The sequence below is a fragment of the Nibrella saemangeumensis genome, assembly GCF_039541915.1.
GTDB classification, from domain to species: domain Bacteria; phylum Bacteroidota; class Bacteroidia; order Cytophagales; family Spirosomataceae; genus Nibrella; species Nibrella saemangeumensis.
This window is the reverse complement of record NZ_BAABHD010000082.1, coordinates 231,423-254,785: the sequence shown is the minus strand read 5'-3', so window position 1 is coordinate 254,785 and position 23,363 is coordinate 231,423. Positions and strand designations below refer to the sequence as shown.

Annotated in this window: 20 protein-coding genes; 10 read left to right on the top strand and 10 right to left on the bottom strand. The window is 54.1% G+C overall.

Annotated elements, in window-relative coordinates; all coding sequences use genetic code 11:
- Positions 1-11: 11 nt before the first annotated feature.
- Positions 12-977 carry a sugar phosphate isomerase/epimerase family protein gene (locus ABD949_RS26135; protein WP_345248614.1) on the bottom strand — a complete coding sequence of 322 codons (966 nt, stop codon included), beginning with the start codon at positions 975-977 and terminating at the stop codon, positions 12-14.
- A gap of 26 nt (positions 978-1,003) precedes the next feature.
- Positions 1,004-2,371: a TrpB-like pyridoxal phosphate-dependent enzyme gene (locus tag ABD949_RS26130; protein ID WP_345248612.1), complete on the bottom strand. Its 1,368-nt coding sequence runs from the start codon at positions 2,369-2,371 to the stop codon at positions 1,004-1,006.
- Between the two features lie 46 nt (positions 2,372-2,417).
- Here ABD949_RS26130 and ABD949_RS26125 point away from each other — a divergent pair, with 46 nt between their 5' ends.
- On the top strand, positions 2,418-2,843 hold the full coding sequence (locus ABD949_RS26125) for a GNAT family N-acetyltransferase (protein ID WP_345248610.1): 426 nt from the start codon (positions 2,418-2,420) through the stop codon (positions 2,841-2,843).
- Here ABD949_RS26125 and ABD949_RS26120 read toward each other — a convergent pair.
- A complete protein-coding gene (locus ABD949_RS26120) occupies positions 2,835-3,578 on the bottom strand; it encodes a bacteriorhodopsin (RefSeq protein WP_345248606.1) in 744 nt (247 codons plus the stop codon). The genes ABD949_RS26125 and ABD949_RS26120 overlap by 9 nt on opposite strands.
- A gap of 294 nt (positions 3,579-3,872) precedes the next feature.
- On the opposite strand from ABD949_RS26120, the gene ABD949_RS26115 reads away from it, so the two are divergent.
- The 6 genes from ABD949_RS26115 to ABD949_RS26090 all read left to right on the top strand — a co-directional run bounded on the left by ABD949_RS26115 (position 3,873) and on the right by ABD949_RS26090 (position 8,659).
- The gene (locus ABD949_RS26115) at positions 3,873-4,994 is read left to right on the top strand and encodes an AraC family transcriptional regulator (protein WP_345248604.1); all 1,122 of its coding nucleotides are present in this window, start codon (positions 3,873-3,875) and stop codon (positions 4,992-4,994) included.
- 101 nt (positions 4,995-5,095) lie between these two features.
- Positions 5,096-5,650, top strand: a complete 555-nt coding sequence (locus tag ABD949_RS26110; protein WP_345248602.1) for a hypothetical protein — start codon at positions 5,096-5,098, stop codon at positions 5,648-5,650.
- A 67-nt stretch (positions 5,651-5,717) separates the two neighbouring features.
- Complete coding sequence (locus tag ABD949_RS26105) at positions 5,718-6,413, top strand: metal-dependent hydrolase (RefSeq protein ID WP_345248600.1); 696 nt, start codon at positions 5,718-5,720, stop codon at positions 6,411-6,413.
- Between the two features lie 19 nt (positions 6,414-6,432).
- Complete coding sequence (locus ABD949_RS26100; protein ID WP_345248598.1) at positions 6,433-7,059, top strand: hypothetical protein; 627 nt, start codon at positions 6,433-6,435, stop codon at positions 7,057-7,059.
- 198 nt (positions 7,060-7,257) lie between these two features.
- The gene (locus tag ABD949_RS26095) at positions 7,258-8,250 is read left to right on the top strand and encodes an alpha/beta hydrolase (protein ID WP_345248596.1); all 993 of its coding nucleotides are present in this window, start codon (positions 7,258-7,260) and stop codon (positions 8,248-8,250) included.
- Positions 8,251-8,272: 22 nt separating this feature from the next.
- Positions 8,273-8,659, top strand: a complete 387-nt coding sequence (locus tag ABD949_RS26090) for a DUF3471 domain-containing protein (protein ID WP_345248594.1) — start codon at positions 8,273-8,275, stop codon at positions 8,657-8,659.
- Between the two features lie 58 nt (positions 8,660-8,717).
- Here the strand turns inward: ABD949_RS26090 and preA are convergent, their stop codons facing one another.
- From preA to ABD949_RS26055, 7 genes are all read right to left on the bottom strand, one after another.
- Positions 8,718-9,986, bottom strand: a complete 1,269-nt coding sequence (gene preA, locus ABD949_RS26085; RefSeq protein ID WP_345248592.1) for an NAD-dependent dihydropyrimidine dehydrogenase subunit PreA — start codon at positions 9,984-9,986, stop codon at positions 8,718-8,720.
- A 66-nt stretch (positions 9,987-10,052) separates the two neighbouring features.
- Positions 10,053-11,411, bottom strand: a complete 1,359-nt coding sequence (locus tag ABD949_RS26080; protein WP_345248591.1) for an NAD(P)-dependent oxidoreductase — start codon at positions 11,409-11,411, stop codon at positions 10,053-10,055.
- A 3-nt stretch (positions 11,412-11,414) separates the two neighbouring features.
- Entirely contained in the window at positions 11,415-12,281 is an 867-nt protein-coding gene (locus tag ABD949_RS26075; RefSeq protein WP_345248589.1) for a nitrilase-related carbon-nitrogen hydrolase, read from the bottom strand.
- Positions 12,282-12,368: 87 nt separating this feature from the next.
- Positions 12,369-13,751, bottom strand: a complete 1,383-nt coding sequence (gene hydA / locus ABD949_RS26070) for a dihydropyrimidinase (RefSeq protein WP_345248587.1) — start codon at positions 13,749-13,751, stop codon at positions 12,369-12,371.
- A complete protein-coding gene (locus ABD949_RS26065; protein ID WP_345248585.1) occupies positions 13,735-15,237 on the bottom strand; it encodes an NCS1 family nucleobase:cation symporter-1 in 1,503 nt (500 codons plus the stop codon). The genes hydA and ABD949_RS26065 overlap by 17 nt, the downstream gene beginning before the upstream one ends.
- A 27-nt stretch (positions 15,238-15,264) precedes the next feature.
- Positions 15,265-16,611, bottom strand: coding sequence for an aminotransferase class III-fold pyridoxal phosphate-dependent enzyme (locus ABD949_RS26060; protein ID WP_345248583.1), 1,347 nt, complete (start codon positions 16,609-16,611; stop codon positions 15,265-15,267).
- Positions 16,612-16,637: 26 nt separating this feature from the next.
- On the bottom strand, positions 16,638-18,137 hold the full coding sequence (locus ABD949_RS26055) for a CoA-acylating methylmalonate-semialdehyde dehydrogenase (RefSeq protein WP_345248581.1): 1,500 nt from the start codon (positions 18,135-18,137) through the stop codon (positions 16,638-16,640).
- Positions 18,138-18,337: 200 nt separating this feature from the next.
- Here ABD949_RS26055 and ABD949_RS26050 point away from each other — a divergent pair, with 200 nt between their 5' ends.
- The 3 genes from ABD949_RS26050 (at position 18,338) to ABD949_RS26040 (ending at position 23,319) form a co-directional block, all read left to right on the top strand.
- On the top strand, positions 18,338-21,643 hold the full coding sequence (locus tag ABD949_RS26050) for a WD40/YVTN/BNR-like repeat-containing protein (RefSeq protein ID WP_345248579.1): 3,306 nt from the start codon (positions 18,338-18,340) through the stop codon (positions 21,641-21,643).
- Between the two features lie 231 nt (positions 21,644-21,874).
- Positions 21,875-22,783, top strand: a complete 909-nt coding sequence (locus tag ABD949_RS26045; protein ID WP_345248577.1) for a class I SAM-dependent methyltransferase — start codon at positions 21,875-21,877, stop codon at positions 22,781-22,783.
- Positions 22,784-22,878: 95 nt separating this feature from the next.
- On the top strand, positions 22,879-23,319 hold the full coding sequence (locus ABD949_RS26040) for a hypothetical protein (RefSeq protein WP_345248575.1): 441 nt from the start codon (positions 22,879-22,881) through the stop codon (positions 23,317-23,319).
- The last annotated feature ends 44 nt before the right edge of the window (positions 23,320-23,363 follow it).

Sequence of the window (23,363 nt, the reverse complement as noted above, 5' to 3'; positions counted from 1 at the left end):
AGGGTTGGTTTTCACAATCCAGCCTCCTTCAGATACCCCCGCAACACCACCAGATCCTTACTAATGGCCTTGTATACCTCCTCACGGGGGATGGAGATGGTCCGGTGCCCTTCCTGAGCCCCACCCAGAGGATGTTCGACGTGGAAGGAGAGCGGTACCTGCAGGTTGTACTGTTTAACGAGTTTGAAAAAGGCCGGGAAGTCGACCATACCCTGCCCGAGCGGCACGTTGATCACCTTCCACTGTCCATTTACCTTCTCCCAAACAAAATCCTTGATGGCCAGGATGCGGATATGCGGCTGAATCAACCGCAGCCCCAGCGGCCAGGAATTTCCGCCTTCCACCATGGCATGCCGGATGTCATATTGACTCCCCATGGCCGGGCTGTTGACCGTACTCAGCACCTGCGCCACATCCCAGATGGCCGACCCAAACCGCGTGCCATCGTGGTTCTGATAGGCCCCAATCACGTTTAGCTGCTGGTTGAGTTTAGCCAAATCCGCCAGTTGCCGCTCAAATTGTTTCATGGCGGCTGGTATAGACTGGTCGTTGGGGTACGACAGCCAATCCATCCGGTAGTAGCGAATCCCCTGTTTGCCGGCCGTTTCCAGCAGCGTCCGGGTTTCGGCGTCGGAGGCTTTGGTGATTTTGGTGGTCATCATTGGACACTGTATGCCGCGCTTTCGCAATGCCTCTACCGCTTTCGGCAGGTCTTCTTTCACCCGGCCCGGCTCCACATGGCCATCCGGACGCACGGTCAGGTCTACCCCATCCAGCCCTAAATCAGCCGTTACGGCGGCCAGTTCAGTCCAGTTCAGGAACTGCAAGCATTTGGAGAAAATATGAATACTGAACGGCTTCGCCCCATCACCAACCACTGGTGTGGCGGCCTGAGCAGCCGTAAACGGATTGACCAGACTGGCTGCGGCCAGCCCTTTTAGGGCATCCCGGCGCGGAATAACAGTATCAAATGACATATCTCGGGGTTAGGATTTCGTGCAAGTTAGGCAATAACCGGCGTATCCAGTTCGGCCAGCGACGCGCTGATTTCTTCCTGCGTCACCTCGTGCTCGACCAGCTTGCCCGACAGGTACTGCTCATACGCGCCCATGTCGAAATGACCGTGGCCGCAGAGGTTGAACAGGATGGTTTTGGACTCCCCGGCTTCGTCGGCCTTCTTCGCTTCACGCATAACCGTAGCAATCGCGTGTGTAGCCTCCGGTGCGGGTACAATGCCTTCGGTGCGGGCAAACAGAATACCGGATTCAAAGCATTCCAACTGCTTCAGCGACTGCGCTTCAATCAGGCCATCTTTCAGCAACTGGCTCACAATGGCACCGGCCCCGTGGTAGCGCAGGCCACCGGCATGAATGGGTGCCGGCACAAAATTGTGGCCCAGCGTGTACATTGGCAGCAGCGGGGTCATGCCCACGGTATCGCCGAGGTCGTAGCGGAATTCACCACGGGTGAGCTTAGGGCAGGAGGCCGGTTCGGCCGCGATGCAGCGGATATTTTTGCCTTCGGTGAGGTTGTAGCGCAGGAACGGGAACGCGATACCGGCAAAGTTAGACCCACCACCGAATGGTGCCACCACAATGTCGGGCATGTCGCCGGCTTTCTCCAACTGCTTGATTGACTCCAGTCCGATGACCGTCTGGTGCATGAGTACGTGGTTGAGTACGCTACCGAGGGCGTATTTGGTTTGGTCGTCCTGCATCGCCAGTTCGACAGCTTCCGAGATAGCAATACCCAAACTGCCCGGTGAGTTGGGGTCCTGCGCCAGAATTTTCCGGCCCGATTCGGTGCGGTCGGAAGGCGACGGATACACGGTAGCTCCCCAGGTGTTCATCAGAATTTTGCGGTAGGGCTTGCCTTCGTAGCTGACCCGCACCATGTACACCTCGCACTCGATGCCGAACAACTGGCAGGCAAAACTCAGCGCACTCCCCCACTGACCGGCACCGGTTTCGGTAGTGATGCGCTTAACGCCCTCCTGCCTGTTGTAGTATGCCTGCGGTACGGCCGTATTGGGCTTATGCGAGCCGGCCGGGCTGACACCCTCGTATTTGTAATAGATTTTAGAATTGGTACCCAGAGCCTTTTCCAGTCCGAAGGCCCGGTACATCGGCGTGGGTCGCCAGATTTTATACACATCGCGGACCTCCTCCGGTATATCCACCCAGGTATCGCCGGTTACCTCCTGCTTAATCAGGGCCATCGGGAACAGCGGAGCCAGCATTTCGGGGCCAATGGGCTCTTTGGTGCCGGGATGCAGAGGTGGCAGGGGCTTGTTGGGCATGTCGGCCACAATGTTATACCATTGGTGGGGTATTTCGTCTTCCGTTAAGGTGATTTTCTTTAAATGGTTCATTTTTATGGGGGTTTAACTAGCCCGAAACCTACAAAAAAACTGGAAGATGCTCAACCAACCTATTATATCAATTAAATCGATTCCACCCGAAGCGACTTACCCACTCCGACACCGCGTACTTTGGCCGGATAAACCGCTGGCGTACGTGCGAGTAGAAGACGATGCTAGGGGCTACCACTACGGGGCGTTTGATGGTTCTGAGCTGGTAGCGGTGATCTCGCTGTTTGTGAAAGATGGGGTGGCCAGGTTCCGGAAGTTTGCTACGCACCCCGACTACCAGCGGCAGGGTATCGGATCGCGCTTGCTGGAGCAGGTAATTGAGGAAGCGAGGGCACAGGGAGCGCACACGCTCTGGTGCGACGCCCGGCAGGAGGCCGCGGATTTTTACCGGAAGTTTGGGATGGAAACAACAGGAGCCCCATTTTACAAGGGCTCCGTGGTTTATCATCGAATGCAGCGGTCGTTAGGCTAATCCGGGACGGGCCGACAGGTGCGGGTCCATTTCGTCGGTGATCTGCCGCTTCACCGAGTCCGGCAGATTGCGCAGCAGCATGAGGTTAAAGAAGCCAAAGCCGGCCTTGGAAATGATGGGCAGCAGAATAAACAGCGTAGTCGTAGCCGTCGTGTTCAGCAGACCCAGCCCCTGCGTACCGATCAGCCAGACCAGCGGATAGGCCAGCCACTGCACCGTCAGGTAGGTGGCCGATTTGCGGTACACGTCTTCAATGGCTTTGTCCTGTGATTTTGCCTTTTCCAATAACGGCCCCCAGAACAGCCACAGCACGACCAACAGCGCAATGCAACCGGCGATGTACCAGTACCACTTGGCAAAGCCGGTCGATAGCTCCGCCACCAGCCCCGTCACGATCATGATAACCTGGGAGCCCATCAGGCCGGCCGTAACTGGTCCGTGCATCTGAATAGTGTATTTGCCGGTAAGCGTCAGCGACAGCAGCAGCAACGGTGTTGTGACTACCCAGTCGATGTACCGGGCATACATCACGGTATCACCAGCCACTTCCGTAGTTCCCTGCCCCATAGCCAGCGCCGAGTAGGCCAGCCCGGACCAGACAACCACCATAATGTGAATCAGGTATTTGTATTGCGGCACCGTTTTGGGGTCGCGGCTCATCACCATGAACGCAACAGCACTGCCAAACATAACGGCTACATACAGCCAGTGGAGAGTAACTTCATATTCGGTCATAAACGTAAGTCGTTGAGTATCTATACTATACCTTTTTTTAACATACACGCTATTGATATGTTTAACTTCTCTTCAACACTTGCTCTGGCCACGCACTAGCCCTAAATACATAACATACTCGTAGTCAATAACTTATATTATCACCAAAGCTCTTCCTCTAACCTAATTCTAATATTAATTACAGTAAACGGTCCTTCCTGTTATATTGCATTAGGAACTTCAGACAAAACGTAGGGCATAATTACAGCCTGAAGCGTAGCAGTCAGGGTTAGTTTACCGTTGTTTTTGCCGACCATGCATTTTTTAGCCATAATCAATTTCACAGCTGCCGTTCAGGGCCTGTTTCTTTCTTACCTTCTTGTAAAACGAACCGGCACCAAAGAACACCGGCTACTAGCTAGTCTGGTTGCCGCCTTATCCATTACTATTTTGGGAGCCGCCCTGGGACTTTCGGGTTATTATCGCCAGTTTCCCCATCTGATTCGGGTAGGTGACCCTATTGTTCTACTAGTAGGACCGCTGCTCTACGGCTATACCAGTCTGCTGACCCGCAATGCGTTGCCAAGACTTTATGGCTGGCATCTGGTTCCTTTTGGCTTGTATGTCTTTTTTCTTATCCCCTTTTACGTATCCAGCGGTAGCCAGAAAATAGCTTTTGTAGACCGTGTTTTTATGCACCCGCAGCCTAATGTAGAAGTTGTCCTAATCCAAACCCTGAGAACAGTTCACGTAACTGCGTACGTCCTGATCAGCCTGAACCTTATCCGGCGCTTCCAACGCTTGCTGAAGCAGAACTTCTCTGATATAGGTAAACTGAACCTTTCCAAAACCTCTTTTCTGCTCCGGCTTTTCGTTTTTATATCCCTTATCCGCATCGGCGTTTATGTAGCTGGTATATACTGGCCAATCAATTTTGTATTGACCAATAATATTATTGGCTTAGCCATTAGTATAGTCATTTATTCGCTGGCGTACAGCAACTGGCATTATGCTGCGCTGGTTGTAGCCGAACCGAATCCAAAGCCGGTCGATGAGAAATTCCGCAGTACCTATAATCTGTCTAATGAGCAATACACCTTATTAGCCCAGCAGCTGGAACATCTGCTACAAGGCAAACAGATTTATCTGGAAAATGAACTCTCCCTGGCCCAGCTCAGTCAGCGTTTAAACATTGCTCCCTACCAGGCCTCCGAAGTGATTCACCGCCGATACGGAGAGCCTTTTTACGACCTCATCAACCGGCATCGGATTGAAGAAGTCAAGAAACGAATGCTTGACCCCGCCTTTAGCCATTACTCCATACTCGGCATTGCCATGGATTGCGGCTTCACCTCCAAATCCTCGTTTAACGCTGCATTCAAGAAGTTCACCGAGCTTACTCCCTCCCAATACCGCCAGCAAATGGTAGCGGCATAACGTCCGACTTTCGCAATCAGGACGTCCGGACTAGCAAATCCGGGCGACGCACGGGCTTTTTCGTAGCAGTTTTGGCTCATCAAACCAAAACAAACACAGCCATGAAAAAGCTATTCATCCTTCTCACAATTTTAGGCACTCAGGCCTGGGCCCAGACCAAAGAACCATCACACACCTGGGAGATTGAAATCGATCCCATTGCTTACGCCCTGAAAGGGTATTCGGTCCATGGTATCTACGCGCCGGGCCGCTGGCGATTCGATGCCGGTGTCTTCGGCATTCAGGTACCCGAAAGTTTCCACGGCAACAAAGGCTTCTCCGTATATACCCAGGGAATAGGGGTTAAAGCCAATTACCTTTTGCAGGGAACCCGTGGTCTGTTTACAGGTATTGGTGTAGGCTATTCAAAAGATAAAGTCAGGCATAATCAGACCCAGGCCAGTGATACCGGCCATACCCTGAGTGTAGGACCTCACATCGGTTACCGTTTTTTTCTCCAGAAGAAAGCCGATGGCACACCCCACGGCTTGTATATAGCTCCCTGGGTGAGTGTTGATTATCATCTCCATACCGACAAAGTAAAGTTTCAGGACCTGACGTATACGAACAAAAACTGGGGCTATTTCCCTACAGTACACATTGGTTACAGATTCTGAAACTGGGACCCCTCTTCAGAACAGTTCGCAGACACATTTTCCACAATCCTAAACACAAATCGATACCATGTTTATTGGTCACTATGCTGTTGCACTCGTGGCAAAACGAGTTGCTCCGCAAACAAATCTGGGTATTCTTTTCGCGGCTGTTCAACTGCCGGATTTATTATGGCCGATTCTCCTGCTGACCGGCAAGGAAAAGGTCCTCATTGAACCGAACCATCTTCCTTTTTCACCCCTGCACTTTACGCATTACCCCATTTCGCATAGTCTGCTGACGAACCTTGGCTGGGCCGGACTTTTTGGGTTGGCCTACTGGCTAATTACCGGCTACCGAAAGGGTGCCTGGGCTGTGGGGTTAGGGGTATTAAGTCATTGGTTCCTGGATGCTATTGTTCATGAACCTGATCTCCCGCTTATTCCCGGCAATACAGCCCGGGTTGGTTTGGGATTATGGCATTCGATTTCGTTAACCATTGCCCTGGAAGGTCTCCTGTTAGTTGGTGCAATATGGTACTACCTAAAGGCAACACCGGGAAAAGGCCGCAGGGAACCATTTGGATTCTGGCTACTCCTGGGTTTGGTGGTCTTTTTGTACCTGAGCGGACCTTTTAGCCCCCCACCGGGTGACGTAACATCTCTCGCTCTTTTTGCCCTTAGCGGCTGTTTGATTCCTTTCATAGCTGGTTGGATTGATTATAGACGAACCCATCGACAGGCTTCACAGCCAGTCAATTCAGGTACGGCACTTGTAAACCGGTAAACCTATATCATACAAAAGCATGAAATCATTCTTACTAAGTCTGGCGTTGGTTACCGGCATGCTGTCAGGTACATCAGCGCAGAATCAGCACGGGCAAAGGCTGGCAGATGTGACCCGTTCGACTCCAGTTACCGGTTACGGAGCAGCCGTAGGAAAACTAACGCAGTTTAATGGCGAATTAGCCGCTATGGCAGGTATGCAGGGTGGAGTTACTATCAACCACCTCTCTGTCGGCATTGGAGCTTACGGTCTGGCTACTAACCACCGCAGCAGTGAACCGGGAACTAATGGCAACCGTGTCCGCTGGAACCTGAACTACGGCGGCTTACTGCTTGATTACACCATTCTCCCTCAAGGGGCGATCCATGTGACGATTGGAACACTGCTGGGACCGGGTTATGTGTACAAATCAGAACGTGGCTCAGATCTAGACAACGACGGTGACCTGGATGGGCGGCCCTTTGACCAAAGCTGGTGTGCCATCGCCGAGCCGCAATTCAACATTGAAGCCGCTGTCTTTCGGTGGATGCGGATCGCTGTTGGCGGTAGTTATCGGTTTGCCAGAGGGGTAGAAACTTCTGGTATCACGGACAAGAAACTGAGTGCCCCGTCGGGAAATCTAACGCTTAAGTTTGGTCGGTTTTAGGGAGCAAAAGAACTGCTCCCTAAAACCACTACGATTTTTCAATAACTAGTAGGTGACGTACCACCAGCCATTCGTTCAGCCGATCGCACGATCATCTCTGTCTGGTTTTCGATCCAATCTGTTATTTCCCGACGCAGCATCCTCATTTGCCAAAGCCAAAAAATTTGTAAATTTGTTTAGCCCTCATTCTTCCTGTTTATGATATGGTTTCGCCGGTCGCTGCGAGTGGTCCTCGTGGTTTTTCTCCTTCTCAACATCATTCTGGCTTTTCACGCCAACCGCTTTACATACTTCTACGATAATCCCCAAAAAGTAAAAGCCAGAAAAGCGGAAGAGTATAGCACTGCCGAAAAAGTAGGTGGGGCGCTGTTCGGTATGAAGTTTATAAAGGCCCCGGTCAATGCCTATCCGCAGGTGCCCTACGAGACCGTCCGGCTCACAACCAACGACGGCTTCTCGCTTGAGGGTTGGTATATTCCGGCCAAACAGGCTCAGGGAACCGTTATCCTATGCCACGGCCATGCTTCCAACAAAGCGAAGATTCTGGCCGAGACGCAGTTCTTTCACGAACTGGGTTATAATACGCTGTCGTTCGACTTCCGGGCGCATGGCAACAGTTCGGGTAACGTCTGCACCATCGGTTACCGCGAAACCCGCGACCTGGAAGCTGCGTACGAATACGTAGCCAGCCGGGGCGAAAAAAACATTGTTCTGTGGGGGGTATCCATGGGAGCCGCCACGGTTATGAAAGCCATTCCCGAGCATAATCTGAAACCAAGCCGGGTGATTCTGGAGTGTCCCTTTGCCTCCATGTATGATGCCGTCAAAGGCCGTATCCGCTCCATGCACCTGCCAACGAGTCCGGCCGCCGAACTGCTGATGGTCTGGGGTGGCCTGGAGCGGGGTATGTGGTCGTTTGGCTACCGGCCCGACGAATACGCCAAAGCCCTGACCATGCCAACGCTGCTGAACTGGGGCGCTAACGACCCACGGGTACTACGCCCCGAAACCGACGCCATTTATCGGAATCTGGCAACTCCCGACAAACAATTGATTATCTTTGACAACTCAGCCCATCAGTCTTTCTGCCAGAACGAAGAAGGGAAGTGGAAAGAGGCTATCAGCCGTTTTTTGCCGGTAACCGCCCGACCCGCTGCCGGCCCCATTGCCGTTGCTGTTTCAAACGAATAAAAATAAACCAACCCTAACCCCAATGAAAGCTCTGTTTCTTTCTGCGCTGCTGATGTATACCTCTGCGGCTGTTTCACCCGTATCCGCTCACAATACGCCAAACCAGGCATCTGCCTTTATCACCGCTGATGATAAAGAACTTCAGCAGTACGCCGGCACCTACACTTTTACCGAAAACGGCACCTTCCAGAAACTCACCATTACGGTGGAAAAAGGAGAGCTATACGGTCAGGTAGACAGCAATGAGTCGTATAAGCTGGTAAAACAATCTGAACCCGACTCCTATAAATCGACAAGTACTTACGGCTCCGTGTACACCTTCACCCGCGACCCGAACACCAAAGCGGTTACGGGATTCAGGATGAAAATTATGGACTACAACCTGGAAGGAAAAAAAGATAAACAGTAAAACAGGCTCTTGTGAGCGCTGGGCAGCCCTCTGGTAAACCGGTTGATCTGCCCAGCGCTTAATGGTCGTTGAGCGGCAGACCGCGCAGTTGAAACTCTTTCCAGTTCAGGTAGTCGTCGCCTTTACGCTGCTCAACCATCGTGATGCAGCTGTCAACCGGGCACACCAGCTTGCACAGATTGCAGCCGACGCATTCCTCCTCCTTAATAGCATACGTGTTGTATGGGTTGCCATAGGTCAGGCTGATTGACTGATGCGAGGTGTCTTCACAGGCAATGTAGCACAGGCCGCAGTGGATACACTTGTCCTGATTGATTTTGGCGACGATATGGTAATTCAGGTCCAGGTCCTCCCAATGGGTGATCGTTGGCACGGATTTACCAATAAACTCGTAAACGGTCCGGAAGCCTTTCTCATCCATCCAGTTGTTCAGCCCATCGCAAAGATCATCGATGATGCGGAAGCCGTGCTTCATGACGGCGGTACAGACCTGAACGGACGTAGCCCCCAGCAGCATAAATTCGACGGCATCTTTCCAGGTGCTGATGCCGCCGATACCCGAGATTGGCACCCGCGACGTCACGGGGTCCTGCGCAATGGTGGTCAGCATTTTCAGCGCGATCGGTTTAACGGCCGGACCGCAGTAGCCACCGTATACAGATTTGCCAGCTACGTACGGGTTCGGCACCAGCGTATCCAGGTCCACACCCGTTACCGATTGAATCGTGTTGATCAGCGCAAGGCCCTGGGTACCCGCCTGCACCGTAGCCCGACCCGCCGGCACCACAGAATGCACGTTGGGCGTGAGTTTCGTGATGACCGGAATGGTCGCCTTCTCCATCACCCACTCCACCACCATTTTGGCAATCTCGGGGTCCTGACCCACGGCGGCACCCATGCCCCGTTCGGTCATACCGTGCGGACAGCCGAAGTTCAGTTCAAGGCCATGCGCCCCGGTATCTTCGACCTGGGCAATTAGTTCATGCCATTTTTCGCGGGAGTTGTCGGCCATGAGCGAGACAATCATGGCCCGGTCGGGAAACAGCCGGACGCATTCGGCAATTTCGCGGAGGTTGATGTCCAGCGGGCGGTCCGAAATGAGCTCGATGTTGTTGAAACCCATCACCTTCGTACCGTTGTAATCGACGGCCGAATAGCGTGACGACACATTTTTCACCTGACTGCCCAGCGTTTTCCAGACAACTCCACCCCAACCGGCCTCAAAGGCCCGCAGCACATTGTATTTTTTATCCGTCGGGGGCGCACTCGCCAGCCAGAACGGGTTCGGCGACTTGATGCCGAGGAAATTTGTTGATAGATCAGCCATGAAAGTCAAAGAGTGAAAGGGTGAAAGAGCGAAAGAGTGTAAGCATCAGGAAAAGTCCCCGCTCTTTCACTCTTTCGCTCTTTCACTCTTTGCTAAATGTTCTAAAATCGCACGCGCTCCGTCCTTACCGGCCTGAACGGCGTCGACTACTTCTTTGCCGCCGTTGACGCAGTCGCCACCGGCGAAAACGCCCGGCATGTTGGTGGCGCAGTGGTCGTTGATGGTGATTTTGCCTTTCCAGTTAGCGAGTTGGTTACGGCTAACGAGTTCTTCAAAGGGAACCTGCCCGGCGGCTTTGATTACCATATCAACGTCCAGCGTAAACGTCTCGCCCGTATCAACCGGCGAGCGCCTGCCGCTGGTGTCGGGCACGCCCATCTCCATGACGCTGCACACCAGCTGAGTGACCCGGCCATGTTCACCTTTAATTTCTTTCGGTGCGGCCAGCCAGTTGATCCGGCATCCGTCGAGTTTTGCCAGATCCAGTTCCACGTCTGTACTGGGCATTTCGGCCTGGGTGCGCCGGTACACAATGGTAACTTCTTTGGCACCCAGACGCTTGGCCTGCGTAGCGGCATCGATGGCGGTCATGCCCAGGCCAATCACCGCGACTTTATCCCCCACCGGCACAGACGGGTACCCTTTCTCGCGGATGTCATAGATAAAGCGTATAGCATCTTCCACCCCAAACAAGTCTTCGCCGGGGATCTCCAGCTGCCGGGCAACACCCACTCCAATACCCAGGTACACCGCATCGTATTGGGCCCGCAGCTCAGTCAGGGAAACATTCTGGCCCAGTTCCTGCCCGTACCTGATCTCGATACCACCGAGCGAGGTAATGTAGTTGACCTCCTCCTGGCAGAACGCCGGCGTTACTTTGTAGGCTGCGATGCCGTAGGTCATCAGCCCACCGCCTTTGGGTTCTTTCTCGTAAATGGTGACGTCGACGCCCTCGCGGCTCAGCGCATGGGCGCAGCTTAGTCCCGCCGGTCCGGCCCCCACTACGGCTACGGTTCGGCCCGTCGAGGGTTTTCGGCTAAACAGCGGCCATTTCTGCGCAATGGCTTTTTCGGTGGCATACCGTTGCAGTTTGGCAATCGGGATGGGCGGTTCGTGCAGCAGATTGTAGACGCAGGAACCTTCACAAAGCTTCTCCACCGGGCATACCTTCGAGCAGCCACCGCCCATAATATTGGCATCCAGAATGGTATAGGCCGACCCTTTCAGGTTATCTGTCGAAATCTGCTTGATGAACTTCGGAACGTTGATGCTGGTCGGGCAGCTTTTTGTACACGGCGCATCATAACAGAACAGGCAGCGGTTTGCTTCCACCAAAGCCGCTTCACGGGACTCAAACGGCGGATGAATATCGCTGAAGTTCTGCTCGTACTGCTCAGCCGTTAATCGGTTGTTGAGGATCGCCATGGCCTACAGTTCTACTAATTTGTCGTACGTCTCCGGCCGGCGGTCGCGGAAGAACTGCCAGACGCTGCGCACTTCGTCGATCATGTCGAGGTCGAAATCAGCGATGAGCAGTTCGTCTTTATCCTCGGAAGCCGACGCGAAGATCTGGCCACGCGGGTCCACGAAATACGACGAGCCGTAGAACCGCCCCAGGTTCCAGGGTTTCTCTTCACCAACGCGGTTGATGCAACCCATAAAATAGCCGTTGGCAGCCGCGTGGGCAGGCTGCTCCAGTTTCCAGAGGTATTGCGATAAGCCGGCTACCGTTGCCGAAGGATTGTACACAATTTCGGCTCCGTTCAGGCCGAGGCAGCGGGCACCATCCGGAAAATGGCGGTCGTAGCAGATATATACCCCCACTTTTGCGTACTGCGTCTGAAAAACGGGGTACCCCAGATTACCCGGTTTGAAAAAGTATTTCTCCCAGAATCCGGATGTATGCGGGATATGGTTCTTCCGGTACTTGCCCAGATACGTACCGTCGGCATCGATAACGGCTGCGGTATTGTAGAGTACCCCCGGCTGCTCTTTTTCGTAGATGGGAACAATCATGACCATCTGGTACTTTTTGGCGTATTCGGCCATTTGCTCGATGGTCGGACCGGGTATCGTTTCGGCCGATTTGTACCATTCGGCATTCTGGCCCGGACAGAAATAGGGGGTATTGAAAATCTCCTGCAAACACAGAATCTGTACGCCTTTCTCCCCGGCCTCCTCAATCAGCGGCAGGTGCTTTTGCACCATCGCTTCCTTAATCTCCTCAATAGTACCCTCCCCCTCGGTCTTCGGCAGACTCATCTGGATCAATCCTGACTTAATAATTCGTGGCATACTTTTTATTGTTTCAGGTTTCAGGTTCAATGTTCCGGAGGCTTTAAGTTCAGGCGAAGCAACTTGAAACATTAAACCTGGAACAGTTTAAATTTTCCCACTCACTTTCTTCCGCCTGATAAACTGGCCGTAGCCTTTGTCGATCAGGCACTCGTTATTGTCGATGGCGACGGTGCCGCGGAGCAGAACGGTTTTCACTTTACCGGTTAGCGCCCAGCCTTCGTAGGCCGAATAGTCGACGTTCATGTGGTGAGTTTGTGCCGATAGCGTGTGCTTCTCGTCCGGGTCGAATATCACAATGTCGGCATCGCTGCCCACCGCCAGGGTGCCTTTGCGGGGAAACATACCGAAGATCTTCGCCGGATTTGTGCAGGCCACTTCCACGTATTTATTTAGCGTAATGTTGCCTTTGTGAACTCCTTCGCTGAAGAGCAGTTCCATGCGGTTTTCGATGGCCGGATGCCCGTTCGGGATCTTCGAGAAATCATCCTTACCCATCAGTTTCTGTTCCCACATGAACGGGCAGTGGTCGGTAGCGACCACCTGCACCAGTCCCTGATTGATGCCCGCCCACAAAGCCTCCTGATCTTTTTTCTCCCGTAAGGGCGGACTCATCACCCATTTGGCCCCCTCAAAATCCCGCTCATACAGCGACGCGTCGAGCACCAGGTACTGAATACAGGTTTCGACAAATACCCGCTGGTTGCGCCGGGTGGCATTTCTAACACCGTTAAGTGCGCCCTCGCAGGTCATGTGGACAATATAACCGGGGCAGCCCGTATAATCGGCCATGTCGGCGAAGCGGCAACTGGCTTCGGCTTCGGTCACTTCGGGTTGCGAGAGGTAGTGGTATAGCGGTGACAGTTTCCCCTCCGACCGGTGTTTGGCAATCAGGTAGTCAATTACATCGCCGTTGGTGGCGTGTACCGTCACTAGGCCACCCTGCTTTTTTACCTCCTGCATCAGCCCGATCATCTGCCGGTCGTCGATCATCAGCGCGCCCTTATACGCCATAAAGGTCTTGAAGGACGTTATGCCCTCCTCTTCGACCATTTGCTGAATCTCGGCTTTCGTGTTTTCGTTGAAGTCGGTGACGGCCATGTGGAAGCTGTAGTCGCCCACAGCGGTGCCCTGGGCGCGGGCGTTCCATTCAGCGAGCGCTTCGTGCAGCGAACGCCCCTGTTTCTGCAGCACAAAGTCAATTACGGTGGTGGTGCCGCCAAACAGGGCCGCCCGCGTACCGGTCTCGTGGGTGTCACTGGAGAATGTGCCCATAAACGGCATATCCAGGTGAACGTGCGGATCAATACCACCAGGAAATACCAGTTTACCAGTGGCGTCGACCACGGTATCGGCCTGCACCGACAGGTTTTTGCCGATGGCCGAAATCGTTTCTTCCTCTACCAGAATATCAGCGCGGTAATCGTCGACCGCCGTAATGATCCGACCGTTTTTAATCAATAGCGACATGCGGTGTTACGTTAGTGGGTACAGGTTGAACGGAGCGCATCAGCAGCAGATAAGCAGCTGCGCTCACAAAAAAGCCGACAAACCAGGCGTAGTTATAGAGTTGCGAAATCCAGCCGGGAACACTGGTGGCGGGAATGGCCTGAATCGTCGTCAGAAAGCCCGGCACATTCGGCAGAATCCCCACCAGCAAGGCGATGATGGCTGCCGAATTAAATCCGTTGGAATAGCTGTAAATCCCCCGGCGACTATACAAATCATCGACCACCAACTGCTTTTTGCGCAGGAAGAAATAATCGACGATCATAATGCCGCCGACCGGTCCAAGCAGACTGGAATACCCGACTAACCAGGTAAAAATATAGCCGGTCGGGTCAGCGATCAGTTTCCAGGGGAAGATCAGAATGCCAATGATACCGGTGATATACCCGCCCTTCCGGAAGTCAATCTTTGCCGGAGCCAGGTTGGCAAAATCATTGGCCGGGCTGACGATATTGGCCGCAATATTGGTGGCCAGCGTCGAGATTGCTACGGCAATCATCGCCACGCTGACCAGCGCCTTCCCATCAAATCGGCCGGCTAGTACGATGGGGTCCCAGATGGTGGTTCCGTAGATGATGGTCGTAGCCGACGTAACCACCACGCCGATAAAGGAGAACAGGGTCATGGACGGTGGCAAGCCAATAATCTGCCCATTTACCTGCGCTTTCTGGCTGACGGCGTAGCGCGTAAAATCCGGAATATTAAGCGATAACGTAGCCCAGAAACCCACCATGCCCGTCAGAGCCGGAAAGAAAAAGGCCCAGAAGGCGGCCGATGAGGTAAATTTAGCCGGCTGCTCCAAAATTGGTCCCAGACCGTTACCGGCCGAGATGGCCCACCAGAGCAACGCCAGGGCGGCCACGGGCAGAAAAAATGCTTTGAAGACCAATAGCTTTCGGATACTGTCGACGCCGAGGTAGACGACGTACATGTTCAGCAGCCAGAACAGAAAAAAGCAAATAGCCGGACCAGTTTGTAAACCAAACGAAGCCGGAAAAACGGCCGGCAGCGTTTCCAGCGCCGGCATCCATAACCGAAGCATCTGGTAAACCGCAAAACCGCCGATCCAGGTTTGAATGCCGAACCAACCACAGGCAACAATGGCCCGTAACATGGCCGGTATATTGGCCCCGCTGGTGCCGAAACTGGCCCGCGCCAGTACCGGAAACGGAATGCCGTATTTTGCACCCGCATGGCCGTTCAGGACCATGGGTATTAGGACAATGGTGTTGCCCAGGAAGATGGTCAGGATGGCCTGCCACCAGTTCATGCCGCCTTCTATGAGCGAACTTGCCAGCATATACGTGGGAATACACAGGCTCATGCTGATCCACAGGGCCGCATAATTCCAGGTTGTCCAGGTGCGCTTCGACGCATGAATGGGCGCTAAATCCTCGCTGTAGAGCGTAGACGATTCATCAACAACAGGTTCGGATAATTCCGGCATCGGGTAAAGGGCTTCGGGTTTACATTATCAATGTACGTATTCGTCGGCAATCGCCAGTGCTTCGCTGATAATGGCCAGCCCTTCATCCACCTGTTCTTTGGTGATGCAGAGCGGAGGAGCCACAAAAACATAGCTCCAGCGCACGAACGTGTACATGCCCAGCTCCTTGATTTTAGCCGCCACCTTGCTCATGACCGCCATTTCGTCGGGTTTGGCGTTGAAGGGAGCCATCGGCTCCTTCGTCTCCCGGTTCCTGACGATCTCGAAACAGCCCAGCAGACCGGTCGTTCTGAAATCGCCGATGCTCGGGTGTTTCTGCTTCATCAGCTCGGCCTGTTCGGCAATGTACCGGCCCATGTCGGCGGCATTCTCAATGAGGTGATCGTCTTCGTAGATTTTCAGCGTTTCGAGGGCGGCCGCGCAACTCACCGGATGGGCGTTGTAGGTCATTCCGGTGGCCAGCACTTTATCGTTGTAGTGGGCGGCAATCCTGTCGGTTACCATCAGGCAGCCAAACGGCAGGTAGCCGGATGTGATGCCTTTCGCCATGGCCACCATGTCGGGCACGATGCCGTGGTTCTCAAAGCCAAACCATTTTCCGGTCCGCCCGAAACCGCTCATTACCTCGTCGATAATCAGCAGAATACCGTGTTTGTCGCAGATGTCCCGAACGGCCGCTAAGTAGCCTACGGGGTATTGCAGACAACCCGAGGTACCTGACTCGCCTTCGAGCAGGATAGCGGCTATGTTGCCCGGTCCTTCGTAGGCAATGATCCGCTCCAGTTGCGCCACGGAATCGGTCAGCATACTGGCTTCGTCGTGGGTCCAGCGGTAGCGGTACGGAATGTCGACATGAACGAAGTTAGGAGCCTGCTGTGCATCGTCCGGCAGTTTGCGCGGGTCCCCGCCTACCGACAAAGCCCCGTAGGTAGCGCCGTGGTACGACTGGTAGCGGCTGATAATCTTGTGCCGTCCGGTATACGAACGAGCCATTTTCAGGGCCGCTTCAATGGAGGTAGCGCCACAGAGGGTAAAGTAGGCTTTGTTCAGATCACCCGGACAGATTTCGGCTAACTTTTTGCCCAGTTCGCCCCGGACTTTAGTCACGCAATAGGGTGTTACGTAGCTTACCTGCTGCATCTGCTTCACCACAGCCTCCGTAATCCGCTGGTTGCCGTGACCGATGTTGACGTTCATCAGCCCCGACGAAAAGTCGATGTAACGCTTATCGTCGTAGTCGTACAGATAAACGCCTTTGGCGTGTTTAACCGGTATCGGGGAGATCTCCAGTTGTTTACTCCAGACAAAAACGGTGTAATCGAAATTATCCTGAAGCACCTCCTGCGCTTCAGATAGTATCTCTGCGTCAAGCATTGGACGTTTGGAATTTATACAGTTGATTAACTCATCCAGTTTATGCCCGCTTCGGGGTTCCACTTGGTGGTACTTTTTCGGAGTTTCGTCCAGAATTCGATGGAGCTTTTGCCGGTAATGTCGCCGGCACCGAAACGACTTTCATTCCAGCCGCCAAACGAGAACGGTTCGCGGGGCACGGGTACGCCCACGTTTACCCCGACCATGCCGGCACTCGCCCGGTCGATGACGTAGCGGGCCATACCACCATTTTGGGTGAAAACGGCGGCCGCATTGCCGTATGGATTGGCGTTCTCGATGGCCAGGGCTTCATCGACGGTGCGGGTGCGCATGATGCTGATGACCGGACCGAAGATTTCCTCCCGCGCCACGGCCATATCGGGTGTTACGTAGTCAATGACGGTCGGGCCAACGTAGGTACCGTTTTCCTTGCCTTCGACGGTTGCCTGTCGTCCGTCGACCAGCACCTTAGCCCCCAGTCCTTCCGCTTCCGTGATATAGCGTTCAATGCGTTCTTTGGATTCGCGGTTAATGACCGCACCCAGATTCTGGCCGGGGACAACTTTAAGCACTTCTTCGCAGAGCTGCTCAATGATGTGGTCGACGGGGCCAACGGCCACCATTGCCGAAGCCGCCATGCAGCGCTGGCCCGCGCAGCCGCTCATCGAAGCCGTGATATTCTGAGCCGTCATGGCCGGAATGGCATCGGGCAGGACGATAAGGTGGTTTTTGGCACCACCGAGGGCAAGGCATCGTTTGAAGTTGCTGGTAGCCCGCTGATAAACCAGTTTGGCGACTTTGGTGGAGCCGACAAACGATACCGCTTCGATATCCGGATGGTCGCAGATGGCCTCCACCACTTCATTGGTGCCGTGAACGACGTTAAACACCCCAGGCGGTAAACCCGCTTCCTGCAAAAGTTCGGCTAACCGACCCACACTCAGGGGTACTTTTTCCGAAGGCTTAATAATCATGCAGTTGCCCAGCGCAATGGCATTCGGAATGGTCCAGTTAGGCACCATGCTTGGAAAGTTAAACGGCACGATGCTGGCAACCACCCCCAGCGGCACATGCTCGGTCCGGCACTCGACCCCTTTGCTGACTTCCAGCACTTCGCCGGTAACCAGTTGCGGCAGGGAGCAGGCAAACTCGCTTAACTCGCTGCCTTTCTCAATTTCGGCGACGGCCTCGACAAAAGTCTTTCCGTTTTCCTCCTGCACCAGCCGGGCCAGTTCGTCCAGGTTTTTTTCCAGCAGGGCTTTATAGCGAAAAAAGACCTGCACCCGCTCTTTGATGGGTGTCCGGCTCCAGGTGGCAAATGCCTTTTTGGCCGCCTTTACAGCCTGATCCAGATCGTGACTGGTCGAGAGGGGGACGGTAGCCAATAGGGCGCCGTCTACCGGTGATATTACGTCGAGTGTTTCGCTGGTAGCAGCCTCGACAAATTCACCGTTTATATAATTACGGACAGGGGCGTATTTCATCGGAATAGTCAGTCTAACGTTGTTCAGGTAAGGGTAGTCCAAACTAATCAATTTTTAGCTGAGAATCAACTATTGACCTGCCGGACCGACCAAATCAGCCGGATAACCCTTACGGCCAACAGGCAACTATCCGCACGCTTCACGCTCAACTTGTCTGTAGTTCGTGTATATTTAAAACGTTGATAACCTACCGGGTAGTCCCTGTTCCATTTCACAACTCTTCTTGATCCTGCATGCTGATTATGAAACGTACCTGCTTATGGCTTCTGGCCATGCTGTCACTAGTCCCCGCCGTGTTGCTGGCCCAGAAAAAGAAAAATGTACCGGATACCGCTAAAGTGGCCGCCAAAGGCCCTTTTCAAACCGCTACCTTTAGCGGGCTCGCTTTCCGAAGTATTGGTCCGGCACTTGTGTCTGGGCGTGTTGCCGACCTGGCGGTTAACCCGGCTAATCCATCAGAGTATTATGTAGCGGTTGCCTCGGGCGGGGTCTGGAAAACCGTCAATGCCGGTACCACCTTTACGCCGGTCTTCGACGACCAGGGCTCTTACTCCATTGGCTGCGTTACGCTCGACCCAAACAATACGAAAGTAGTCTGGGTAGGCAGCGGGGAGAACAACAACCAGCGCTCGGTAGCGTACGGCGATGGGGTCTATAAAAGCGAAGATGGCGGCAAGAGCTGGAAAAATATGGGGCTGAAGCAATCCGAGCACATTGGCAGCATTGTAGTCGACCCCAACAACTCCGATGTTGTGTATGCAGCCGCCTACGGCCCCCTGTGGAGCAGTGGTGGCGAACGCGGCATTTATAAAACAACCGATGGCGGCAAGACCTGGAAGGCCATTCTCACGGTAAGCGAACATACCGGCTTCAGTGAACTACACATGGACCCCCGAAACAGCAACGTGCTGTATGCCACGGCCCACCAGCGGCAGCGCAAGGTGTTTACCTATATCGGCGGAGGGCCGGAAAGTGCCCTCTACAAAAGCACGGATGGCGGTGCCACCTGGAATAAAAGCATGAAAGGCCTGCCGACGGGTATTGACCTGGGCCGGATTGGGTTGGCCATCAGTCCGGTAAACCCGGATCATCTCTTTGCCATTGTGGAAGCGGGCGATAACAAAGGCGGCCTGTTTGCCTCCACAGACCGGGGCAACAGTTGGGAGAAACGAAGCAGCTACTCTACTTCGGGCAATTACTACCAGCGCATTTTCTGCGACCCCAAAGACATCAGCCGCCTGTACTCGATGAACGTCTATCTGCAGGTTAGTGACGATGGGGGCAAGACCTTCCGTAACCTGGGCGAGAAGAACAAACACGTCGATAACCACGTCATCTGGGTAAATCCGGCCAACACCCGGCATATGCTGGTGGGTTGCGATGGCGGTTTGTATGAAAGCTTCGATGGGGCCCAGAACTGGTCATTCAAAGCGAACCTGCCGGTGACTCAGTTTTATAAGGTATCGCTGGATAACAGCCTGCCGTTTTACTATGTGTACGGCGGTACGCAGGATAATTTCAGCCTGGGTGGTCCGTCCCGCACCACGAGCCTGAACGGCATTGTCAACAGCGACTGGTTTATCACCAACGGGGGTGATGGCTTTGAGAGCCAGGTCGATTATACCGACCCGAACATCGTGTATGCCCAGTCGCAGTACGGCGGCCTTGTCCGCTACGACCGGCGAACCGGGGAGCAGGTAGACATTAAACCCGTGGAACCGGCCAAAGATACCCCTTACCGCTGGAACTGGGATGCGCCCCTGCTGATCTCGCAGCACGACCACAAGCGCCTGTACTTTGCCTCTGACCGCGTATTCCGGACCAACGATCAGGGTAATACCTGGCAGGTAATCAGCCCGGATCTCTCCCGGCAGGTAGACCGCAACAAACTTACCGTGATGGGCCGGGTCTGGAGCGTAGATGCCGTAGCCAAAAATCAATCGACCGATATTTACGGACAGGTAACCACCCTGGCCGAATCGGTAGTAGACCCTAACCTGCTGTATGCCGGCACCGATGACGGCCTGATCCACGTAACGACGGATGGCGGTAAAACCTGGACGAAGGTGAATAGCGTGGCCGGTGTACCCGACCGCACGTACGTCAACATGATCATCACGTCGGCCCACCAGAAAAATGTGGCGTATGCCGCATTCAATAACCACCGGGATGGCGACTTCAAACCGTATCTCTTTAAGACCACGGACGGCGGTAAAACCTGGAAGCCCATTCAGAACAACCTGCCCGACCGGGGTACGGTATACTGCGTAGCCGAGGACCATAAAAACCCAAATCTCCTGTTTGCCGGTACCGAGTTTGGCGTTTTCTTCTCCCTGGACGGCGGTGCCAGATGGGTGCAGTTAAAGGGCGGGCTGCCAACGATTGCCATCCGGGATATGGAGATCCAGAAACGGGAGAATGATCTGGTACTCGCTACCTTCGGCCGGGGCTATTACGTACTTGATGACTACACCCCCCTGCGCAACCTGAAAACAGAAGACCTGGATAAGCCGGCGTTCATTGCACCGGTAAAAACAGCCCTGATGTACATCGAATCGTCTCCGCTGGGCATCCGGGGCAAGGGGTTTCAGGGGGAAAGCTACTGGAGCGTCCCGAACCCAAAGCCCGGCGCCGTGTTTACGTATTACCTGAAAGACGAGTACAAAACACTTAGAGAAAAGAGACAGGAAGCCGAAAGCCAGCGCCTTAAAAGTGGCCTGCCCCTGTTCTACCCGTCTATTGATTCGCTCCGGATGGAGGACCTACAGCCCTCACCGTACCTGCTGTTTACCATTACCGACCCGGCCGGCAATACCGTGCGTCGCCTGCGAACGCCGGCCAAAAAGGGCATGAACCGCATCAGCTGGGATTTCCGGACCGACGCCAAAGGAGCGGTTAACTTTACCCCGTTCAACGAGGAGAATGTCTTTTCGTCGCCCGACCAGGGAATCATGGTCCTGCCCGGCGAGTACCGGGTGTCACTGAGCAGGTTTGACGACAGCACCTTTACCGAACTGGTTCCTCCGCAATCGTTCCGGATCGAAGCGCTGAATGCAGCCTCCCTGACCGCTGCCGACAAAAAATCCCTGTACGATTTTGGCAAAAAAGTGATGGAGCTGTACCGCGCCGTAGACGGCACCAATGCGTACCGGGCCGACCTGGTCAATAAGCTCCGGTACATGAAAGAAGCCGCCCTGCAAACGCCCTCCCTGAACGCGTCGGTGATGAAAACGATCACGACCCTGGAGCGGAGACTAAGCGATGTGGACCGGGACCTGAACGGGGATGTGACGCGGCTGAAACGGGAATTTGAAGCGCCCACGTCCATCAGCAGCCGCATCCGGGGTATCATGAGCAATGTGGTAAACACCTCAACCGCGCCCACCAATACGTTTCTCAGTTCGTACAACGATGCGGCCCGGCTCTTTACCCCGCTGCTCAACGAAGTGAAAGCCGTTCGGGGGGAAGTGGAGCGGCTGGAAACGCTGCTGGAGCAGCACGGCGCCCCGTACACCCCAGGCCGCTTACCGGCCTGGAAGCTGGAGTAAAGACACCCGGATACGCTTACCTGAGCATTCAGTAAAGAGTCCATGCGCCGGCGCATGGACTCTTTGCTTTTTACCGGTTCAATCGCCCTTAGCTTCCATTCAAGCAGATTGATCCGCTACTCGTTCAGGTAAGTTTTTACCGCCGGCCGGGGCCATATTACTTTTGATTGTCCACAGCGAACAGAGGACATTCATTCGTATCACTATCCACAATCAAACACATTCCTCACCATGCAAACGCTGACTGTAACCGCCGAAAAAGAGGCAACCGCACTTGTCCAGTATTTCATGCAGAAGGGCGGCCCCGAACCGCAGGAATACGCAACCATGAATGAGCTGATCGATGCCCTCACCGACGACCCCGTCCTGCGGGCAGCCCTGGAAGCCAGCCATCCTTTTTCGGAAGGATTTCTCCAGCACACCATGCAGGGGCACTGCATGCGGTGGCCGTATGGCTACGCCGGCGACTTCTCGATCATTGATAAAATTTATACGTACCATTTGTCCGATCACCCGCTATACCGCAAATGGGACGAGTTTCTGCAGCAGCACCCGGCCACTCAGGCCGTTCGTAACCGCAAGGAGTACTTCAAGCAAACCATTCTGAGCCGGCTCCGGACCACCAACCAGCAGCCGTTAAATTTGCTGGATTTGGCGAGTGGCCCGGCCCGCGACCTGCTCGAAGTGTACAACCGCATTGACCCGGCCCAGCTGCAAACTACCTGCGTCGACATGGACGCGAACGCAATTCAGTACGCCGGCCGCCTGACCGCCGACTATGCGGAGCACATCACGTTTGTGGAGAAAAACATCTTCCGATACCAGCCGGCGCAGCCGTACGATATTATCTGGTCGGCCGGCCTGTTCGACTATTTCGACGATGCCGTGTTTGCCCGCATCCTGAACCGCTTCCGGGGGTGGCTTAAACCAGGCGGTGAGATTATCATCGGCAACTTCTCGCTCCAGAACCCGACCCGCAATTACATGGAGACCCTCAACAACTGGTTTCTGCACCACCGCAGCGAAGAACAACTCATGGCATTGGCGCAGCAGGCCGGTTTTCAGCCCCGGCAGGTTTTTATTGGGCGCGAACCCGAAGGCATAAACCTGTTTATGCATATGCGGGCAGGTAACCAGTAATTTTGAGACTGAATAGGGACAAAGGCATTCAGGACGGCTATGATTTCAATCCTGGATGCTTTTACATACTGCCATTTCGTTTTGTATCTTGCAGCATGTTCCTTGCTGAAGTAAGGCTCAGGTCTTTTGGTCTCATCGCCTTAGCCACCGTACTGGCAATTTCGCTGCTTGTGGCCACCGGTCATCTTTTTCCCGGATTGCCGACACCGTTTAAGCAAAAAGGCCGGATCTATAACTACTCCTCAAAGATGCTCTGGGTGGTGGTTGCCGATCACCATAAAGCGGTCGCCTACCTGTTGTCCCCCAATCAGCAAACGCCCGATTCGGTCGACGCCGACGGTGTACGCGCTTTCGACGGCACACTCATTGATGGACACCCCTCCTGGATAAAAGTTACTGATGTTTCCAAAGCGGTTATTGTCGACCAGGAGGGGGAGTTGAGCGCTGACTGTCTGGCTTGCTGGAAGGTTCGGGACGCCGGTTTAGGGCGGATTTTGTATGATTCTACCGATGTATGGGGGAGCGTTAATGAATAACTATTACCTGCTGCCACTTACGAAATTGTCTGCGTCCAAACAGG